The sequence below is a fragment of the Bacillus sp. L75 genome, from assembly GCF_003676355.1.
GTDB classification, from domain to species: domain Bacteria; phylum Bacillota; class Bacilli; order Bacillales; family Bacillaceae; genus Bacillus; species Bacillus velezensis.
The window spans coordinates 13,600-34,135 of the sequence record NZ_ML064908.1 but is presented as its reverse complement, the minus strand read 5'-3'; the positions used below and the strand labels follow the sequence as shown (position 1 = coordinate 34,135).

Annotated in this window: 14 protein-coding genes; 9 read left to right on the top strand and 5 right to left on the bottom strand. The window is 48.3% G+C overall.

Going from position 1 to position 20,536, the window contains the following annotated elements:
* Nucleotides 1-62: 62 nt before the first annotated feature.
* The 6 genes from D5S11_RS13585 (at nt 63) to D5S11_RS13560 (ending at nt 7,659) form a co-directional block, all read left to right on the top strand.
* The gene (locus D5S11_RS13585) at nt 63-848 is read left to right on the top strand and encodes a nucleotidyltransferase domain-containing protein (RefSeq protein WP_011996301.1); all 786 of its coding nucleotides are present in this window, start codon (nt 63-65) and stop codon (nt 846-848) included.
* 187 nt (nt 849-1,035) lie between these two features.
* Nucleotides 1,036-1,947: a proline dehydrogenase family protein gene (locus D5S11_RS13580; RefSeq protein WP_087920787.1), complete on the top strand. Its 912-nt coding sequence runs from the start codon at nt 1,036-1,038 to the stop codon at nt 1,945-1,947.
* A 17-nt stretch (nt 1,948-1,964) separates the two neighbouring features.
* Nucleotides 1,965-3,512 carry an L-glutamate gamma-semialdehyde dehydrogenase gene (pruA, locus tag D5S11_RS13575; RefSeq protein WP_015416770.1) on the top strand — a complete coding sequence of 516 codons (1,548 nt, stop codon included), beginning with the start codon at nt 1,965-1,967 and terminating at the stop codon, nt 3,510-3,512.
* 91 nt (nt 3,513-3,603) lie between these two features.
* Nucleotides 3,604-5,058: a sodium/proline symporter PutP gene (putP, locus tag D5S11_RS13570; RefSeq protein WP_015239118.1), complete on the top strand. Its 1,455-nt coding sequence runs from the start codon at nt 3,604-3,606 to the stop codon at nt 5,056-5,058.
* Nucleotides 5,059-5,215: 157 nt separating this feature from the next.
* A complete protein-coding gene (locus tag D5S11_RS13565; protein WP_108725177.1) occupies nt 5,216-6,451 on the top strand; it encodes a PucR family transcriptional regulator in 1,236 nt (411 codons plus the stop codon).
* A gap of 197 nt (nt 6,452-6,648) precedes the next feature.
* Nucleotides 6,649-7,659, top strand: coding sequence for an NAD(P)/FAD-dependent oxidoreductase (locus D5S11_RS13560; RefSeq protein WP_108725176.1), 1,011 nt, complete (start codon nt 6,649-6,651; stop codon nt 7,657-7,659).
* A 50-nt stretch (nt 7,660-7,709) separates the two neighbouring features.
* Here D5S11_RS13560 and cobA read toward each other — a convergent pair whose 3' ends face one another.
* The 5 genes from cobA to nirB form a co-directional block, all read right to left on the bottom strand.
* The gene (gene cobA / locus D5S11_RS13555; protein WP_020953878.1) at nt 7,710-9,149 is read right to left on the bottom strand and encodes a uroporphyrinogen-III C-methyltransferase; all 1,440 of its coding nucleotides are present in this window, start codon (nt 9,147-9,149) and stop codon (nt 7,710-7,712) included.
* A 64-nt stretch (nt 9,150-9,213) separates the two neighbouring features.
* A complete protein-coding gene (gene nirD, locus D5S11_RS13550; protein ID WP_007409365.1) occupies nt 9,214-9,534 on the bottom strand; it encodes a nitrite reductase small subunit NirD in 321 nt (106 codons plus the stop codon).
* Nucleotides 9,535-9,554: 20 nt separating this feature from the next.
* Nucleotides 9,555-11,972: an NADPH-nitrite reductase gene (nasD, locus tag D5S11_RS13545; RefSeq protein ID WP_108725175.1), complete on the bottom strand. Its 2,418-nt coding sequence runs from the start codon at nt 11,970-11,972 to the stop codon at nt 9,555-9,557.
* 119 nt (nt 11,973-12,091) lie between these two features.
* Nucleotides 12,092-14,224 carry an assimilatory nitrate reductase catalytic subunit NasC gene (gene nasC, locus D5S11_RS13540; protein WP_108725174.1) on the bottom strand — a complete coding sequence of 711 codons (2,133 nt, stop codon included), beginning with the start codon at nt 14,222-14,224 and terminating at the stop codon, nt 12,092-12,094.
* A complete protein-coding gene (nirB, locus tag D5S11_RS13535) occupies nt 14,217-16,544 on the bottom strand; it encodes a nitrite reductase large subunit NirB (protein ID WP_108725173.1) in 2,328 nt (775 codons plus the stop codon). The genes nasC and nirB overlap by 8 nt, the downstream gene beginning before the upstream one ends.
* Nucleotides 16,545-16,724: 180 nt before the next feature.
* Between nirB and D5S11_RS13530 the strand changes: the two genes are divergently transcribed.
* The 3 genes from D5S11_RS13530 to D5S11_RS13520 all read left to right on the top strand — a co-directional run bounded on the left by D5S11_RS13530 (nt 16,725) and on the right by D5S11_RS13520 (nt 20,522).
* The gene (locus D5S11_RS13530; RefSeq protein WP_094032057.1) at nt 16,725-17,930 is read left to right on the top strand and encodes an MFS transporter; all 1,206 of its coding nucleotides are present in this window, start codon (nt 16,725-16,727) and stop codon (nt 17,928-17,930) included.
* A 188-nt stretch (nt 17,931-18,118) separates the two neighbouring features.
* Entirely contained in the window at nt 18,119-19,321 is a 1,203-nt protein-coding gene (locus D5S11_RS13525) for a GTP-binding protein (protein WP_042634803.1), read from the top strand.
* Nucleotides 19,322-19,385: 64 nt separating this feature from the next.
* Nucleotides 19,386-20,522, top strand: a complete 1,137-nt coding sequence (locus D5S11_RS13520; protein WP_007409359.1) for a zinc-dependent alcohol dehydrogenase — start codon at nt 19,386-19,388, stop codon at nt 20,520-20,522.
* The last annotated feature ends 14 nt before the right edge of the window (nt 20,523-20,536 follow it).

Genomic DNA, 20,536 nt, shown 5'->3' with positions numbered 1-20,536 from the left:
CAGCGAAAAGCCCAAGTACTTGGGCTTTTTTCAGGAATGATCACGGAAAAGGACGGATACAGATGAAACAAAGGATCATCGAAGAATTAAAACGAATTGAAGCACAGCACGGCGTCAAGGTGCTTTACGCCGTAGAATCAGGGAGCCGCGCATGGGGGTTTCCGTCAAGCGACAGCGACTACGATGTGCGGTTTCTCTATGTGCCGAAAAAAGAATGGTACTTTTCGATCGAACCGCATAGGGATGTCATAGAAGAGCCGATTCATGACATGCTTGACATCAGCGGCTGGGAACTGAGAAAAGCGCTTAGGCTTTTTAAAAAATCAAATCCGCCTCTTTTGGAATGGCTCTCTTCTGAGATGATCTATTATGAAGCTTTCTCAGCGGCTGAAAAGCTTCGAAAACTGAAAATCCGCGCCTTTTCGCCTGAAGCCGGCATCTATCATTATCTCAATATGGCAAAACGGAATGAAAAAACGGAATTGCGGGGCAGTGAAGTAAAGATTAAAAAGTATTTTTATGTTCTGCGTCCTCTCCTTGCCTGCAGATGGATTGAAACGTTCGGCTCCGTACCGCCGATGTCATTTCCCGTACTGGCCGATGCCTTATTGACGGATGAAGCGCTCATTTCTGAAATCAATACACTGCTTACAAGGAAAAAAAGCGGTCAGGAGCTGGCTCCGGAACCCAGAAATACGATCATTCATGCATTTATAGAAGAAGAAATAGAACGCATCGGGCACTATGTCAAAACGATCAAAACGCCGAAACCTGACATAACGGAGGAACTGAATCGGCTATTGATTCAGACCGTCGAAGAGGCGTGGGGGGAAAAAGGCGGAAATTGACGATTGCCGTCATTTCCGTCCGCCTTTTTTCGGCATAATCCGCCTGCTATCTAAGAAGCTGATTGTGGTAAAACCACAAAAATTTATCAGAATCTTTGTATTTTTAGAATATTGTGAGAGGATGTTTTGTCCATTTACAATAGACTCATACAAATACTTCTTAGATTGCGGGGTGTTAAGGTTGGAAGTGATTACAAGAGATTTTTTCTTATTTTTATCCAAGAGCAGCTTTCTCAATAAGATGGCGCGAAGCTGGGGAAGCCGTGTGGCAGCCGGCAAAATCATCGGAGGAATGGATTTCCGCAGTTCTATCCCGACAATCCGACATTTGAACAGCCAGGGGCTGTCAGTTACTGTCGATCATTTGGGGGAATTTGTCAACAGCGGTGATGTCGCGAAAGAACGCACCGAGGAGTGCATGCAGACCATCGCCTTAATCGCTGATGAACAGCTGAATTCCCAAGTGTCATTAAAAATGACGTCTTTAGGTCTTGATATAGATCTCGATCTCGTCTATGAAAATATGACGAAAATCCTCCAGACGGCTGAAAAACATAAAGTCATGGTGACGATTGACATGGAAGATGAAACGAGATGCCAGAAAACGCTGGATATCTTTAAAGACTTCCGGAGCCGGTATGAATATGTAAGCACCGTGGTGCAGGCCTATCTGTACAGAACGGAGAAGGATCTTGACGACCTCAGCCCGCTGAATCCGTTTCTGCGGCTTGTCAAAGGGGCCTATAAAGAATCGGAAAAGGTGGCCTATCCTGAAAAAAGCGACGTCGATGAAAATTATAAAAGACTCATCCGCAAACAGCTTTTAAAAGGGCATTATACGGCAGTTGCCACGCATGATGACAAAATGATCGAGTTTACAAAACAGCTTGCCAAAGAGCATGGCATTCCAAACGACCGTTTTGAGTTTCAGATGCTGTACGGCATGCGCTCGCAAACCCAGCTCAGCCTGGTGGAAGAAGGATACCGCATGAGAGTCTACCTGCCTTACGGGGATGACTGGTACGGCTATTTCATGAGACGGCTCGCTGAACGCCCCTCAAACATCGCATTCGCCTTTAAAGGAATGACTAAGAAGTAAAAAAGGGAGAGATGACAATGACTACACCTTATAAACACGAACCATTCACGAATTTCCAAGATCAATCGAACGTTGAAGAATTTAAGAAAGCGCTTGCGACGGTAAATGAGTATCTGGGGAAAGATTATCCGCTCGTCATCAACGGTGAAAAGGTAGAGACGGAAGCGAAAATCGTATCCATTAACCCTGCAGACAAAGAAGAAGTCGTCGGAAAAGTGTCAAAGGCGTCCCAGGAGCACGCTGAGCAAGCGATTGAAGCTGCTGCGAAAGCGTTCGAAGAGTGGAGATACACATCCCCTGAAGAAAGAGCGGCCGTTTTGTTCCGCGCAGCTGCCAAAGTCCGCCGCAGAAAGCACGAATTCTCCGCCCTGCTCGTCAAGGAAGCGGGAAAACCTTGGAACGAAGCTGATGCAGATACGGCTGAAGCGATTGACTTCATGGAGTATTATGCACGCCAAATGATCGAACTGGCAAAAGGCAAACCGGTCAACAGCCGTGAGGGCGAGAAAAACCAATATGTGTACACGCCGACTGGAGTGACAGTTGTTATTCCGCCGTGGAACTTCTTGTTTGCGATCATGGCAGGAACAACAGTGGCGCCGATCGTTACTGGAAACACAGTGGTTCTAAAACCTGCGAGTGCTACACCTGTTATTGCAGCAAAATTTGTTGAGGTGCTTGAAGAGTCCGGATTGCCAAAAGGCGTAGTCAACTTTGTGCCGGGAAGCGGAGCAGAAGTAGGCGATTATCTTGTTGACCATCCGAAAACAAGCCTTATCACATTTACAGGATCACGTGAAGTCGGTACGAGAATTTTCGAACGCGCGGCGAAAGTGCAGCCGGGCCAGCAGCATCTGAAACGCGTCATTGCAGAAATGGGCGGTAAAGATACGGTTGTCGTTGACGAAGATGCGGACATTGAATTGGCGGCTCAATCCATCTTTACATCAGCATTCGGCTTCGCGGGACAAAAATGTTCTGCAGGTTCACGTGCAGTTGTCCATGAAAAAGTGTATGATCAAGTATTAGAGCGTGTCATTGAAATTACGGAATCAAAAGTAACTGCTAAACCTGACAGTGCAGATGTTTATATGGGGCCTGTCATCGACCAAGGTTCTTACGACAAGATCATGAGCTACATTGAAATCGGAAAAGAAGAAGGCCGTTTAGTAAGCGGCGGCACCGGAGATGATTCAAAAGGCTACTTTATCAAGCCGACGATCTTCGCTGACCTTGATCCGAAAGCAAGACTCATGCAGGAAGAAATTTTCGGGCCTGTCGTGGCGTTTTCTAAAGTATCAAACTTTGATGAAGCGCTGGAAGTGGCCAACAATACTGAATACGGTTTGACAGGCGCGGTCATTACAAACAACCGCAAACATATTGAACGGGCGAAACAGGAGTTCCATGTCGGCAACCTGTACTTCAACCGCAATTGTACGGGAGCGATTGTCGGCTACCATCCGTTCGGAGGCTTCAAAATGTCCGGCACTGATTCAAAAGCGGGCGGCCCGGATTATTTGGCCCTCCACATGCAGGCGAAAACAATCAGTGAAACGTTTTAAGAGGGACTGAATGGGCATCCTCCTCGCGGGGGGTGTCCATTTCACCATAAACATATAAAGCGGAGGAGGAAATGCCATAGCAAACATTCAGTTGATTATTTCCATTTGTATTTATATGGCGGGTATGCTGTTTATCGGTTATTTCGCCTACAGACGGACGTCAAATCTGACGGATTACATGCTCGGGGGGCGTTCTTTAGGCCCTGCCGTCACAGCGCTCAGCGCGGGAGCGGCGGATATGAGCGGATGGCTCTTGATGGGGCTTCCGGGTGCTATGTTCTCGACAGGATTAAGCGGCGCTTGGATTGTGCTCGGGCTTGTGCTCGGGGCGTGGGCGAACTGGCTTTTCGTGGCGCCGAGACTGAGAACGTATACCGAAAAAGCGGGGAATTCCATCACCATTCCGGGTTTCCTTGAAAACCGTTTCGGTGATCATACGAAGCTTCTCAGACTGTTTTCGGGTCTTGTCATTCTCGTCTTTTTCACATTTTACGTATCATCCGGCATGGTATCCGGAGGTGTCTTATTCAACAGCATTTTAGGGTTGAATTACCACACGGGACTGTGGGTCGTGACAGGCGTCGTTGTCGCCTACACCTTGTTCGGGGGCTTTTTGGCGGTAAGCTGGACGGACTTTGTTCAAGGGATCATTATGTTTGTGGCGCTTATTCTTGTGCCGATTGTGACGATTTTCCATACGGGCGGCCCGGGGGAAACCGTTGCCGATATCCGTTCCGTCAACCCGGAACTGTTTAACATGTTCAAAGGGACGACCGTCCTTGGCATTATTTCTTTATTTGCGTGGGGGCTCGGCTATTTCGGGCAGCCGCATATTATTGTGCGCTTTATGGCGATCACGTCTGTGAAAGAAATCAAACGAGCCAGACGGATCGGAATGGGATGGATGATTTTGTCTGCACTAGGCGCGCTGTTTACGGGTCTTGCGGGAATCGCGTATTACCACCAGAACGGACTGAAGCTGGCTGATCCGGAAACCATTTTTATTCAGCTCGGCAACATTCTGTTCCACCCGATTATTACGGGATTTCTCATTTCTGCGATTTTAGCGGCCATTATGAGTACGATTTCGTCTCAGCTGCTCGTTACGTCCAGTTCTTTAGTGGAGGACTTGTATAAGTCCATGTTCAGGCGTTCGGCTTCTGATAAGGAACTCGTATTTCTGGGGAGAATGGCAGTGCTTGCGGTGTCAATCATCGCTTTGGTGCTCGCCTGGGAGAAAAACAACACGATACTTGGTCTTGTCAGCTATGCATGGGCGGGATTCGGCGCTTCATTCGGGCCGGTCGTACTGCTCAGTTTATTTTGGAAACGGATGACGAAATGGGGGGCACTCGCCGGCATGATTGCGGGAGCGATTACCGTAATCATTTGGGCGAATGCCGGTCTTTCAGACTTTTTGTACGAAATCATTCCGGGCTTTGCTGTAAGCCTTGCCGCTGTATTTGTCGTCAGCTTATTGACACAGGCTCCGTCAAAAGATGTCACAGATCAGTTTCATGAGTACCGTGATACACTTTCTCAATAAAAGCAAGGAACGAGAGGAAGAAGGGACCGCCCTTTTTCCTCTTTTCACGATACAGAATTCCGGATAATTCCGTTTTGGGAATATGTGAATTTTTTTCTATACAAAAAGTCACCCCGCAGAGTATGATAAAGATAAAAAGAGCATAGGAGAAATAGGTATGGAAGAGCTTTTAGAGAGAGTTTTTTCATTTACGGACATTGATAAATTAATTGATTTCATCAGTTATGAATTGCAGAAGCCCGTTATTCTGGAAAGCGCGGATTTCTTTTTGCTTGCCTATAATTCTTATTACATTAATCACTTCGACTCCGCCAACCAGCAGACGATATTTTCAAAAAAATGCCCCGTGCAGATTTTTGAAAGGTTTCTGAAGGACGGGGTGATCGAAAAGCTGAAAACCGTTCCTGAACCGTTCCGTGTCGAAAAAATAGACAGTATCGGACTGAATCAGAGAGTGGTTGTAAGCGCAAAACATAAAGGCGAAGTGATGGGCTACATCTGGATTCAGGAGCTCGACCGAAACCTGACGGACGAGGAGCTCGATTTTTTATATGAAACTTCATTCCATGTCGGAAAAATCATCTATAAAACGAACCGGCTGAAACAGGAAAAAGAAGAGAGAGCGGAAGACCTGGTGAAACGGGCGATCTTTCAGCAATTCTCCTCTGAAAAGGAGTTCAGGCGGGAAGCGGAAAAGATGAACGCCGTGCTGCCGTCGGTTTTTTCGGTAGTCGTCCTGCACGCCGCAAATGGGGATGGGGAGGCAGTCGAAGATGTGAAGGAAAATATCAAATCGTACTTGAATTTGCGGGATAAAGTCAGTCACGTCTTAACCATTGATTCCAATATTGTCATCGTCGTCGCAAGCTTCTCGCAAAAAAGCTCCGGCACTTCGGCAGCATCTGAATTCACCCACAAACTGCTGACTCATTTTCACTTTCAGAAGATCCCCACTCCCATCTATATCGGAATCGGCAATGAATACAGCAGCATCCTGAAGCTCGGCAAAAGTTATATAGAGGCCCTTGAAGTCATAAAGGCCGCCGAAATTACCGGAAACCAGGAAAATATCCCGTACGAATACAGTAAGCTCGGGATTTACCGCTATCTTGAAAGCATCGAAGAAAAAAACGCCTCACTGGAATATGTAAACGAAGATTTAGCGTTATTAAAAGCCAAAGACAGAGAAAGCAGTACCGAACTGCTGAAAACGTTAGAAATCTATCTCCTCAATAACTGCAAAACAAAACCAGCCGCAGAACAGCTTTTTATTCATCAAAACACATTGAACTACCGTATCAAACAGATTCTTGACATGACATCAATTAATTTAAACGACTTCAGGACAAGGTGCCAGCTGTATCTCGATATCATGCTGATGAAAAAGAGATAAAAAAGAAACCAGTCGCCGTACTGGTTTCAGTTTTAATACCTTCCCGCTTATCAATCTCAGAACCTCACTTCTGAATCACTCCTTTTCCGCAAGAGAGAAATGAATAAACACTTCTCCTCAATATGTGTTATACTTTCATTGATATTGATTCTCAATTAAAAATGTTTGAAGTATAGATATAAACGGGAGGCAGAACGATGGCGGAAAATCATGAGGTGTATGACGTCACGATTATAGGCGGAGGCCCGATCGGCCTGTTTGCGGCTTTTTATTGCGGGATGCGCGAGCTGAAAACGAAAGTGATCGAGTTTTTGCCGCGGCTCGGAGGGAAAGTGTCTATGTTTTTCCCTGAAAAAATCATCCGTGATATCGGCGGAATACCCGGGATTGCCGGAGAACAGCTGATTAAGCAGCTGAAGGAACAGGCTGCGACATTTAAGCCGGATATCGTGTTGAATCAGCGGGTGACCGGATTTGAATGGCTGGAAGACGGAACCATTGTGCTGGAAAGTTCCAAAGGGGAAAAGCACTATACGCGCACGGTGATTTTGGCTGTCGGCATGGGGACGCTTGAGGTCAATGAACTTGACAGCGCGGATGCGAGCCGGTATTCGGGAAAGAACCTTCATTATAAGGTGGAGAAGCTTGATGCGTTTCGAGATAAGCATGTCGTGATTTCAGGAGGGGGAGATACCGCGGTTGACTGGGCGAATGAGCTGGAACCGATTGCGGCGTCTGTTACCGTCTTGCACCGCAGGGAGGAGTTCGGCGGTTTGGAAAGCAGCGTGGCGAAAATGAAGCGGTCTTCCGTGCGGGTGCTTGCGCCATATCGTCTAAAGCACCTCAACGGCACCGGAGAACGGATCGAGAGCGTCACCGTTTGCCAAACTGAGTCCGGACTTTCTGAAGTCATCAAGCTTGATGAGCTCATTATCAACCATGGGTTTAAAATTGATCTCGGTCCGATGAAGGACTGGGGGCTTGAGATAGAAGAAGGCAGGATTAAAGCTGACAGACATATGCGGACGAATCTTCCGGGCGTGTTTGTCGCCGGTGACGCCGCCCATTATGAAAGCAAGCTCAGATTGATTGCCGGCGGTTTCACGGAGGGGCCGACCGCCGTGAACAGCGCCAAAGCCTATTTGGACCCGCAGGCGGAACAGATGGCGATGTATTCGACTCACCATAAAAAATTGGTGACACAATAAAAAAGGGCTGACCCCCGATATTGAGCCCGGGGGTCAGAAATTCCGGCGTATCAGCTGTGAACGAGCATGTCTTTCATTTCATTTCGTATAAACGCAAATAACTGTTCCTGATTTTTCACGGCGGTAAACCCGCAGCCGGCGGGGACGTCTTCGCCCATGCAGATGACGGGAGGGCGGTTTCCTGACGGATTCGGTGATATGCCGATTTGTTTTCCGGCGCTGATCAAATGCTGAGCGGATTCTTTGCCCGTACAGATAATCATTTGCAGAGGAGACTCGCTGATCGTGCGTTCGATCATGGAAGTGAACCGCTCATCTGCGATATGTTCATGGGTGATATAAAACGGGCATGATTTTGAGTCTGACAAGTTTTCTGCTGCTTGACGGCTTCCTACAATGAGTGAATGCGGAGAATCAATTTGACATTCGGATAGGAGAAAGCCCCGTTTTGTCAGTTCCGTCTTTGCGGCCTCAGTCGCTGCATTCAGGCTTGCGGTCACCCGGCGGATGTCGATCTGCTTGAAAGCCAGTGTGTCAAAGAATTCGCATACCGCAAGGCGTGATGTGAAAAATAGTTGTTCAAAGGTGCTGATCTGTTTCAGGATGTTTTCGTTTGCGGGCATTTTTTTAACGATCCGCTTCGGCCATTCAATAACATCGGCGCCATATTCGCGCAGCTTGTCTGTCAATGTGTGTTCTTCATCGCCATGAGTGACAACCATGATATGCCGCCCGATGAACGGTTTGCTTTCAAACCAGCTGTGTGTTTGAAAATTGACAATATCACCGATGACGATAATGGCAGGGTTGGTGATGTTTTGGCTTTGAACTTTTTCATGGATATCCTGAAGCGTTCCTTTAACACTCCGCTGCCGCCCCCACGTCCCCCATTGAATGACGAGTACGGGAACGGAAGGGGATTTTCCGTACTCCGTAAGCTTACGGCATATAAATGACAGATTTTTAACGCCCATGTAAAACACAAGCGTTTGAACGCTTCGGGCAAGCCCTTCCCAGTCGAGATTCGGCCTGCCGTGCAATGATGTATCATGAGCGGTGATCATCGCGAAGGACGAAGCGAAATCACGATGGGTGACGGGGACTCCCGCATACAGCGGCGCTGCGATTCCCGAGGTGATGCCGGGCACCATTTCGTAGCGGATGCCGTGCTGATGAAGCGCCTCTGCTTCTTCGCCGACTCTGCCGAACACACTTGGGTCTCCGCCTTTCAAGCGGACTACGGTGCAGCCCTCCGCCGCTTTTTCAATCAGCAGGGCATTTATCTCAGACTGTTTCATAAAATGGCGGTCGGGCAGCTTTCCGCAATAAATGAACCGGCAGTCCGGTGAGGCATACTCAAGAAACTTTGGGTTTGCGAGCCGGTCATACAAAATAATATCCGCTTTCTCCAGAGCCTGTTTTCCTTTTACGGTGATCAGCCCCGGGTCTCCTGGTCCGGCACCGACAAAATATACGATTCCGTTTTTCATGATGGCGTCATCCCTTCAGCAGTTTAAAAAATGAAGGACCACTTGAAAAAGTGATCCGGTCTGATCAATACAGGAGGTATACATTCTCTCCTTCGATCAGTGTTTCGTATGTTTTGACACAGCCATGATCCGGCTCTTGGACTTTTCCGTCTTCTAAGGAGATTTTCCAGTCATGCATCGGGCAGAAGACGTATTCTCCGCTGACGATGCCTTCAGCCAAGACGCCCCCTTTATGGGGACAGCGGTTTTCGACGGCGCGGACGCTCCCGTCAGAAAGTTTAAATACGGCAAGCTCTTTATCTTCTATATATACGGTTTTTCCTAACTCCTCGGGTAATTCGTTTACTTTGCCTATGCAAACCTTTGTCATATCTTTATTAACCATGTCCGTTCCCCCTTACTGTTTTATGAAGTCGTGACGACATTTTCGAATAGATCTTTAGATGCTTTTTTATCTTTAAGGAAGTATTGCCACGGATCTTTGTGGACAGAGAGTGTCTCATTCATTCTGTCGTTGAGCTCCTGCCGTTTTTCCGGATCGTTTAATACGGATTGGACATGAGATAAACCGACGCGCTCAAGCCATGCGGATGTCCGCTCCAGATAGTTTGCCGTTTCTCTGTAGTACTGAAGGTAAGCACCCGCATATTCTAAGACTTCTTCATTCGTTTTTACTTTCATCAGCAAATCACCGGCGCGCAAATGGGTTCCGCCGTTTCCGCCGACATAAAGCTCCCAGCCTCCGTCGATGCCGACAACGCCAAGGTCTTTAATACCTGATTCCGCACAGTTCCGCGGGCAGGCGGACACGGCCATTTTGACCTTATGAGGCGTATTGAGCCCTTCGAATTTTTTCTCAAGCGCAATGCCCAGTGCCATGGAGTCTTGCGTGCCGAAGCGGCAGAATTGTTCGCCTACGCACGTTTTTACCGTGCGGAGTGTTTTTCCGTACGCGTAGCCTGAAGGCATATCAAGCTCGGCCCATACTTTCGGCAGGTCTTCTTTTTTGACGCCGATGAGATCAATTCGCTGGCCGCCTGTCATTTTAACGAGCGGGATCTCATATTTGTCGACGACATCGGCGATCTTGCGGAGATCCTGAGAGTTGGTCACGCCGCCGTACATCCGGGGAACGACTGAGTATGTTCCGTCTTTTTGAATATTGGCGTGCATCCGTTCGTTCACAAAACGGGATGTTCTGTCATCCTCGTATGTAGCCGGATTAATCATGCCTAAGTAGTAGTTGAGGGCAGGACGGCATTTGGAGCAGCCCTCCGGCGTTTTCCAGCCGAGCACGTTCATGATTTCTCTTGTATGGGACAGCCCTTTGGCTTTGATTTCTTCTACGACTTCATCTCTCGACAGTGATGTGCAGCCGCAAATCGCTTCTTTTTGCGCGGACGCGTCAAATTCTGAGCCCAGTGTATATTGAAGAATGTCTTCCACGAGCGGTTTACAGCCTCCGCAGGAACGGGATGCCCCGGTGCATGCTTTGATTTCGTCCGTAGATGTGCAGCCTTTTTCCTGAATGGCTTGAATAATCGCGCCTTTTGAAACGCCGTTGCATCCGCAGATGATTTCATCGTCGCTCATCGCCGCGGTCATGCTTGCGCCTGCTTCCTGATCAAGAGGCTGTAAGATTGATATTTTGGAAGTTTCGGAGATATCGGCTTCTTTTTGAATCATAGAAAACAGGCGGCCGCCCTCGCTGCTGTCGCCGAACAAAACAGCGCCGACAATTTGATTGCCCCTCAGGACGATTTTTTTATAAATGCCGTCCTGCTCATCGAACACTTTAATCGCTTTTTTGTCCTCTGATTCGTTAAAGTCACCGGCAGAGAAGACTTCGACGCCTGATACCTTTAATTGAGTGGAGAGAACGGAGCCTTCATACGGTTTTGTTTCAATGCCGCAAATATGTTTGGCCAGCACTTTTGCCTGTTCATAGAGCGGCGCCACAAGACCGTATGCGATTCCGCGGTGCTCGGCACATTCACCGACCGCGTAAATGTGCGGAATGTCAGTCTGCATATAATCGTTGACGATGATGCCGCGGTTTACCGGAATGCCGCTTTCTGTGCCAAGCTGTGTATTCGGGCGGATGCCGACCGCCATGACGACCAGGTCAGCTTCGATGCTTGTGCCGTCTTTGAAGCGTACGCCTTCGACACGGTCAGTACCGAGAATTTCTTCGGTTTGCTTTTCAAGGAAAAAGGTCATGCCTTGTTTTTCTAATTCGTTTTGCAGCAGGCGTCCCGCCGCTGCGTCAAGCTGGCGCTCCATCAGGAATGGGGCGAGGTGGATGACAGACACGTCCATTCCGAGATTCAGCAGTCCGCGTGCGGCTTCCAAACCAAGCAGTCCTCCGCCGATGACGGCTGCTTTTTTATATTGTTTTGACGCGGCGAGCATCGTGTCTGTATCTTTTATATCCCGGAATGCCGTGACGCCTTGTTTGTCTGCGCCCGGAATCGGAAGGATAAAAGGGACAGAGCCTGTCGCCAGGATGAGTTCATCGTAAGGCTGGATTCTGTCTGCATCGGTGATGACGGTTTTGTTTTCCGTGTCGACTTTGATGACTGTTTCACCGGTATACAGCTGAATGTTGTTTTCTTTGTACCAGTTCCAATCGTTTAACGTAATGTCTTGAATGTCGGTATCGCCTTGCAGCACTTTTGACAGAAGGATTCGGTTATAGTTGGGATGAGGTTCGGCCCCGAATATTGTAATCTCGAATTCGTCTTTTGAAACACGCAGTATTTCTTCAATCGCTCTTACCCCGGCCATTCCATTTCCAACAAGAACTAGCTGTTTTTTTCCCATCAGATGATCCGCTCCTTATCTTTGTTTTTTTTAGCGTAGCACAGCAAAAACAAATATTTAAGATGCATGTTATGAAATGTAACAAAAAATACTAAAAAATCTAAAAATTTTATGAAAAATTATATAGGGCTGATTCGTACCGCGCACATCTTAAAACCGGGCATTTTACAGTCCGGGTCCAAGGCTTCACCAATTAAATCGTTGACGTTTTGCGTGTCAGACCAATGGATGGGAACAAACAACGTGTCTTTTCGTACTTTCTCCGACCATCTGCTCCGGACCGTGATGCTGCCCCGGGGGGATTCTATTTTCACGAGAACACGGTCTTCGATATGATAGTCGGCCGCCGTTTTTGGATGGATTTCCACAAAGGATTCGAAATGTCTTGCAGCCAGGGCGGAGCTTTTTCTCGTTTGGACACCCGTTAAGTAATGAGACATCACCCTTCCTGTGGTTAAATAAAGCGGATAGCCGGCGCTCGGTTTCTCTTTCGGGACGGCCGGTTCATTTGGAATCACGCTTAATTCAGCTCTGTGATCAGGATGGGCAAATGAGTACTCAAACAATCGCCCGGTTCCGGGGTGATCCGCTTCAGGACATGGCCACTGAATGCCGCCTTCCCGCCTGAGCCTGTCATAGGTGATGCCTGCGTAATCAGCGATTCCGCCGCGGCTCGCTTCTCTCAGTTCGTTAAAGATTTCCTCCGACGAGGTATAGGGAAAATAATGCCCTTTACCAAGAGCCGAGGCAATGTCACAGATGATCTGCCAATCATGTTTCGCTTCTCCGGGACAGGTGCGGCTCGCTTCTCTTAATGTCACGCGGCCTTCTACATTTGTCATCGTGCCTTCGTCTTCCAAATAAGAGGAGGCGGGTAAAATCACATCCGCGAATGCCGCGGTCTCAGAAATAAATAAGTCAACTGCGACAAAAAATCTCAGTTTCTTGATTGCCTGCTTGACGAAATTCGCATTTGGGCCGGAAACAGCCGGATTGGAACACATGAGAAACAATCCTTTGATGTCGCCGCTATCTATTTTTTCTATCATTTCATAGGCTGAGACGCCTTTTCGCGGCAGCTCATCCTGATGAATCCCCCACACCTTCGCAATATGCGCCCGGTGTTCTTCAATTTCGATAGAACGGTAGCCCGGAAGCTGATCCGCTTTTTGGCCGTGTTCTCTCGCGCCTTGTCCGTTGCCTTGACCGGTAATCGCCCCGTAACCTGAGAAGGGCTTGCCGATTTTTCCCGTGATCAGCACTATATTTAAGAAAGCTTTCACTGCCGCGGTACCGTCAGTCTGCTGTTCGATCCCCCGCGCTGTAAACAGCATGCCGGATGTTTCCTTGGCAAACTTCACGGCGGCCTTTCGTATATGCTCCAAAGGAACACTTGTCTGCTCGGAGATCTCTTTCAGATCCAAAGCGTCGGTATGCCGTTTGAGCTTATCGAATCCGTTTGTTCGTGTGCGGATAAAGTCTTTGTCTGTAAGCTGTTCGTCAATGCAGATTTTGACGAGTCCGTTTGCCAAGGCGGCGTCTGTACCGGGCTTGATTTTCAGGTGAAGATCGGCTATTTTGGTCGTCGCCGTTTCCCGGGGATCAATGGCGATAATGTAAGCCCCGTTTTCTTTCGCTTTATCAAAATACGGCATGATCGTCGGCTGGCATTCGGCGATATTGGTGCCTGTCAGGATGATGACACGTGTATGCGGAATGTCCGATAATGGATTCGTCAGGCCCCTGTCCGCGCCGAATGTCTGGCCGGCCGCCGTTGCTGCGGCAGACATACAGAGCCGCCCGTTGTAATCGATGTATTTCGTCTGTAAGCCGACCCGTGCGAACTTTCCAAGCAGATAGGCTTCTTCATTTGTAATTGAGGCGCTCCCATAGACGGCCATCGCATCATTGCCGTGTTCGGTTTGGATCAGATTGATTTGTTCCTTAATGCGATTCAGTGCTTCAGCCCAAGAGACAGGCACAAATTCACCGTTTTTTTTAAGCAGGGGGCGTGTAATGCGGGAAGAGTGCACGGCATGCTGATGGGCATTCATGCCTTTTGTACATAAACGGCCATGTGTCGTCGGATTATCAATGCCGATTGCAGTGTATTTCTTCCGTGCCGCGAAGGTTTGTTCCGTAAGCTGCATTTTGCATTGCATGCTGCAGAACGGGCATTGCGTCTCATATGTTTTTTCCGATTGGACATCTTGCAGTTTGTCACGGAAATAACGGAGCATCGGTTCAGTCAAAAAGCTTCATCCTTTCGTATGGCGTTTTCCCGGCAGACAGGTTTTGCAGCAGGGAGATGTCTGAACGGAGATTTTTCAGAAGCTGTGTCCGCATATCTTCTTCAAACAGCATTTCTCTGATATGGACGAGGCCGAGTCTGTCAACCCATTGATAAATCGCTTCGTTGTAGTGAGCCGTTTCGCGATAATATTGAATAAGGCCTTTCATCATAGCGGCGGTACTGTCTTCGTTATCCGTCACACAAAAAAGGCTGCCGGCGCGGGCTTGTTTTCCGCGGACGCCCCCGATATAAATTTCCCAGCAAGTTTGTGTCTGAAGCGCGCCGATATCCTGAATGTAAGCATCGGTGCAATTGTTTTCACATGACAAGCTGACGGATATATAAGCGGGGACGGCAAGCGTGTCGGTATCTCGTTCAATCTTGCTTGCCAGCTCTTGAAAGGAGCGATGCTGTCCGCACGTACATGCTCTGATTTGAATCGTCCTGCGGTGCCGGGGGGAGAAAACCGGCATGTTCAGTGCTTTTCTGATGCTTGCAAGGTCAGTTGGCCTGATTCCGGAAAGCCTCAGCCGGTGACTGTCAGTCATCGAAACGCCGGGGATGCCGTATGTTTCAATGACGTTTGCGATGTTTTTGAGCTCTGCGGCACTTGTCAGTCCGCCGTACATTTGCGGAATCAGGGTGCATGTCTCTTCTGCCGATATTTCATTGAACTGCATAAAATCAGGCCGCATCCTTTTTAGGTAGTAGTGAAGCGCCGGAATACAAATGCGGCAGCCGTTTTCTGTTTTCCAGCCGATCACTTTCATCACCTCGGCGGCATCAGTGAACGGACGGCGCCGAAGTTCGGCGATGACTTCTTCCTCCGTCAAATCGGTGCAGCCGCAAAACGAAGGCTGGCGGGAGGGTTTTGTGTAATCATCGCTCGCCATATACTTCAGCAAGTCTTCAACGAGCGGCCTGCATCCTCCGCAAGACCCGGACGCTTTTGTCATGTGCTTCACTTCCTCCGCGGTTTTTAAGCCATATTTGTTCACCGCTTCTTCAATGGAGCCCTTGGTCACTGAGCTGCATTGGCAAATGGTTTCATGAGGAGGCATGGATTCAAAGGATATACCGCCTTGATCCGGTTCCATGAGCTGTTTTTTCACGATGGAAATATCTCTTTGCTTCACAAGACTGTCGAGAAGCCGCTGTTTACCGCGCGTGTCCCCGAATAAAATAAAGCCGGCCGGTTTATCGTCCTCAAAGAGCGCTTTTTTGTAGATGCCTGCATGCTCATCATGGAACAATATGCCGGCTGTGTGCTCATCCTCGTGCACCTTTCCTGCCGACCATACATCAATACCGGCTATTTTTAAGGCTGCAGATTGTGCAAAGCCTTGAAACCCTTCGCACGGGACGCCGCATAGATGCTGCGCGAGCACTTTTCCCTGTTCATAAAGCGGCGCCGCCAATCCGTATACAATCCCGTCATGCTCCGCGCATTCACCGACGGCATACACATTCGGTTTGTTCGTCTGCATGAATTGATTGACGATGATTCCTCGGTTCACTGAAAGTCCGGCAGATGCAGCCGATCGGATATTGGGCCTCACACCGGCGGCCATGACAATCAGGTCTGCTTCTATGGAAGAACCGTCTTTGAAACGGATGCCTTCCGCCCGTGAGTTCCCTGTAATGGATGCCGTGTCTTTCTCTAAAAGAAAGACTAAGCCTTTTCGTTCCAGCTCTTTCTGCAGCAGGCGGGATGCCGTTGGATCAAGCTGTTTTTGCATAATGGCGGAAGAGTGGTGAATGACGCTGACGTCCATGCCGAGCTGCCGTAAGCCGACGGCCGCTTCAAGACCTAATAAACCGGCGCCGATGACCGCCGCCTTTTGATACCGGCCGGCCGCATTGATAAGGGATTGGCAGTCTTCTATTGTCCGAAAGCCGTACACACCTTCTTTATCTGCTCCGGGTATGGGGAGAATATAAGGAGAGGAGCCCGTTGCAAGGATGATTTGATCGTAAGTCATGCTGCGCTTTCGATCCGTTGTGACAACCTGCCGTTCTGTATCAATGTGTACAACCGTTTCTCCCGTGTAAAGCGTAATTCCGTTTTTTTCGTACCATTCGCGGCTATTCAGCGTAATGTCATCAAGCGAAACCTCACCTTGTAAAACGGAGGATAAGAGAATGCGATTGTAATTGGGATGAGGTTCGCTTCCGAAAATGACAATCTCAAACATGTCACGGTTCATCTTTAAAATGTGTTCAATACAGCGGATTCCGGCCATTCCGTTCCCTGCTGCAATTAATCGTTGTTTCTTCATTCGCCAAACCTCCTTTGCAGCTGCCAGTAAGATTGCTTCTCTATGAGAAATTATGGCACATTGCCTGATTAACGCATTAAATGTGTCGCATTATCTTACACATGTCTTTTCCGGTGAATGCCCGTCATATATTCTTGATTCAGCAATTTGAAATGATAGAAGACCGGAAAGGAGAATGTTATGAAGCTGTCGGAATTAAAAACAAGCGGTCATCCGCTCACTCTGCTCTGTTCCTTCTTATATTTTGATGTGAGTTTTATGATTTGGGTAATGCTGGGGGCGCTCGGCGTTTATATTTCTCAGGATTTCGGGTTATCTTCTTTTGAAAAAGGGTTTGTCGTGGCTCTGCCGATCTTATCAGGATCTGTGTTTCGGATCATTTTAGGTGTGTTAACGGACAGGATCGGGCCGAAGAAAACAGCCGTGATCGGGATGCTGATCACGATGATCCCGCTGCTTTGGGGGGCATTCGGCGGCCGTTCTTTGACTGAGCTGTATGCGATCGGCATTCTGCTGGGCGTAGCGGGCGCAAGTTTTGCTGTTGCGCTTCCGATGGCGAGCCGGTGGTATCCGCCTCACTTGCAGGGGCTTGCAATGGGGATAGCAGGTGCCGGCAACAGCGGCACTTTGTTTGCGACATTGTTCGGTCCCCGCCTTGCGGAACAGTTTGGGTGGCACAGTGTAATGGGAATTGCGCTTCTTCCGTTGATGATCGTTTTTATACTGTTTATCGTCATGGCGAAGGACTCTCCTGCACAGCCCGCACCGCAGCCGCTTAAAAACTACCTTCACGTGTTCAGGCAGAAGGAAACATGGTGTTTCTGTCTTCTGTACGGCGTCACTTTCGGAGGTTTTGTGGGATTATCAAGTTTTTTGGCGATTTTTTTCGTTGATCAATATCAATTGTCAAAAATCCATGCCGGTGATTTCGTCACAATATGTGTCGCAGCGGGCAGTTTTTTTCGCCCTGCAGGAGGCTGGATTTCAGACCGGGCGGGAGGTGCGAAAGTTCTGGCTGTACTGTTTGTCATCGCGGCTCTGTGTATGGCGGGAGTCAGCAGCCTGCCTCCGCTTTCAACGGTGATCGTTCTGCTGTTTATCGGAATGATGGCGCTCGGTATGGGCAACGGAGCGGTATTTCAGCTTGTCCCTCAGCACTTTGCAAAAGAAATCGGAATGGTGACGGGAATCGTCGGAGCAGCCGGCGGCATAGGGGGTTTTTTCCTTCCGAATATTTTAGGATCATTGAAGCAGATGACGGGAACTTATGCGATCGGTTTTATCTCTTTCTCATGTATCACATTGCTCGCATTTGTGCTTGTTCTGGCCGCAGGCTATTTTTGGAGAAAAAGCTGTGGCACTGAAAACAGTCCTGCGGATGTTTAAGTTTGGGCGGAAGACACGTATGACAGCGTGTCTTTTTTATGATTGATTATTTTTCACTTGATTTTAAACGGAGAATACATCAGAATAAATAGTAACGATTACGATTTATAATAATGTACATCATGATGATAATAAGGCAGGTGCGGGGTATAAATCGTAATCATTCTATTTTGTCAGGAGGCTATTTTATGAAAAAAATTCCGGTTACAGTATTGAGCGGCTATCTTGGTGCCGGAAAGACGACCGTTTTGAATCATATTTTACAAAACCGCAACGGTTTAAAAATTGCCGTCATCGTCAATGACATGAGCGAAGTAAATATAGACGCGGGCTTGGTGAAGCAGGGAGGCGGCTTGTCAAGGACGGATGAGAAACTCGTAGAATTATCCAACGGCTGTATCTGCTGCACGCTGCGTGAAGATTTATTAGTCGAAGTTGAGAAACTCGCGAAAGACGGCAGATTTGATTATATTGTGATTGAATCAACAGGGATCAGCGAACCGATTCCCGTTGCCCAGACATTTTCTTATATAGATGAAGAAATGGGCATTGATCTGACAACATTCTGCAGGCTGGACACAATGGTGACCGTGGTGGATGCAAACCGCTTCTGGCATGATTTCCAGTCCGGTGACAGCCTTCTTGACCGGAAGGAAGCGGTAGGAGAAGAGGATGAACGGGTGATTGCCGATTTATTAATTGACCAAATCGAGTTTTGTGATGTACTCATTTTAAATAAATGCGACATGGTGGGCGAAAAAGAGCTTGAACAGCTGGAAACGGTCCTTCGCGCATTACAGCCCCGCGCCAGACTGATCCGGTCCGTCCGCGGAGAAGTGCCTGCCGAATGCATATTGAATACCGGTTTATTTGAGTTTGAGGAAGCGAGTTCATCAGCAGGATGGATAAAGGAGCTGACGGCAGGTCATGAAGCGCACACTCCGGAAACGGAAGAGTACGGCATCACTTCGTTTGTGTACTCGCGGCGTCTGCCGTTTCATACCGCTCGTTTTGATAGCTGGCTGCATCAATCAATGCCTGACAGCATTGTGCGCGCAAAAGGAATTGTTTGGTGCGCAACCCGCAACAGCCTTGCGCTGCTGATGTCTCAGGCGGGTCCGGCGGTTTCGATTGAGCCTGTTTCTTATTGGGTGGCGGCAATGCCGAAACTTGAGCAGGAGCAGATCAAACAGCAGGAACCGGAGATTCTGGAAGATTGGGACGACCAATTCGGAGACCGTCATACGAACCTGGTGTTTATCGGAACAGATTTAGATGAAGCAGCCATTACAAAGGAATTGGATCAGTGCCTGCTCACGCCGTCTGAGTTCGATTCCGACTGGTCGCAGCTTGAAGAACCTTTTCAATGGGATATTCAGCGGGCCGAATAACATACCGGCCAAGTTTAGAAGCAGGTGAAAAGGGAAGGAGTGATGAAAAAGGAGCTGACCAAGTGTGAAAGCACTGACATACCAAGGAAAAGAACATATGGAAGTGAAAGAAGTCCCGGCACCCGCCATTCAAGATGAGAGAGATGTCATCGTTCGAATCACCGCAACCGGGATATGCGGTTCAGACCTTCATTTATATAAAAACGGAATACCCGCCGATCCGGGTTATATCGTCGGGCATGAGCCGATGGGAATCGTTGAAGAAACGGGCAGTCAAGTCAAAAAGCTGAAAAAAGGCGACCGGGTCGTGATTCCTTTTAACATCGGCTGCGGAGAATGTCATTATTGCAAGCACCAGATGGAAAGCCAGTGTGATGAATCTAATCCAAATCCTCATACAGATGCCGGCGGCTTATTCGGTTTTTCGGAGTTTAACGGTAATTATCCCGGCGGGCAGGCTGAATATTTACGTGTTCCTTATGCTGATTTCTCTTCTTTTCTGGTTCCGGCAGACAGTGAGCTTGAAGATGAGCAGGTGCTGCTTCTGTCAGATGTCATGCCGACCGCCTTTTGGAGCGTCCAGCACAGCGGAGTGAAAAAAGGAGATACAGTCGTGATTCTGGGATCAGGTCCGATCGGCTTAATGGCGCAAAAATTCGCGTGGAAAAAAGGAGCTAACCGGGTTATCGCAGTTGATCAAGTCCCGCACCGCCTTGAACATGCGAGACGCATAAACGGAGCAGAGACCTTCAATTTTTCAGAACATGATGAGATCGGGAAACTGCTGCATGAACAAACGTCAGGGGGCGCGGATGTAGTGATTGATTGTGTCGGAATGGACGGCACGCCGCTTTCAAAAGAAAAAACAGAGCAAAAACCGAATCAGTTCGGAACGATCAGTCCGATTCTTACAGCATCAGAAGCCGTTAAGAAGTTCGGAACCGTGCAGCTCACGGGCGCATACATTTCTGAAGCGGACGGCTTTCCGCTCGGTGATTTTTTCACACGCAACGTTTCTTTAAAAATGGGCCAGGCACCCGTTATTCATCTGATGCCGATGCTGTATCAAATGATCGAACAAAATGAAATTGATCCGACGGATATCATTACACACAAAATGAGTCTTGCGGAAGCTCCTGCTGCATATGATATATTTGACAAAAAAGAAGATGGCAACATTAAAGTGATTTTAAAGCCATAGCGAGGAGAAACACG

What these genes read in the sequence shown, in the direction of transcription:
- D5S11_RS13585 (WP_011996301.1), top strand. Translation starts at nt 63, where the DNA reads ATGAAACAAAGGATCATCGAAGAATTAAAACGAATTGAAGCACAGCAC.
- pruA (WP_015416770.1), top strand. Translation starts at nt 1,965, where the DNA reads ATGACTACACCTTATAAACACGAACCATTCACGAATTTCCAAGATCAA.
- D5S11_RS13565 (WP_108725177.1), top strand. Translation starts at nt 5,216, where the DNA reads ATGGAAGAGCTTTTAGAGAGAGTTTTTTCATTTACGGACATTGATAAA.
- D5S11_RS13560 (WP_108725176.1), top strand. Translation starts at nt 6,649, where the DNA reads ATGGCGGAAAATCATGAGGTGTATGACGTCACGATTATAGGCGGAGGC.
- cobA (WP_020953878.1), bottom strand. Translation starts at nt 9,149, where the DNA reads ATGAAAAACGGAATCGTATATTTTGTCGGTGCCGGACCAGGAGACCCG.
- nirD (WP_007409365.1), bottom strand. Translation starts at nt 9,534, where the DNA reads ATGGTTAATAAAGATATGACAAAGGTTTGCATAGGCAAAGTAAACGAA.
- nasD (WP_108725175.1), bottom strand. Translation starts at nt 11,972, where the DNA reads ATGGGAAAAAAACAGCTAGTTCTTGTTGGAAATGGAATGGCCGGGGTA.
- nirB (WP_108725173.1), bottom strand. Translation starts at nt 16,544, where the DNA reads ATGAAGAAACAACGATTAATTGCAGCAGGGAACGGAATGGCCGGAATC.
- D5S11_RS13530 (WP_094032057.1), top strand. Translation starts at nt 16,725, where the DNA reads ATGAAGCTGTCGGAATTAAAAACAAGCGGTCATCCGCTCACTCTGCTC.
- D5S11_RS13525 (WP_042634803.1), top strand. Translation starts at nt 18,119, where the DNA reads ATGAAAAAAATTCCGGTTACAGTATTGAGCGGCTATCTTGGTGCCGGA.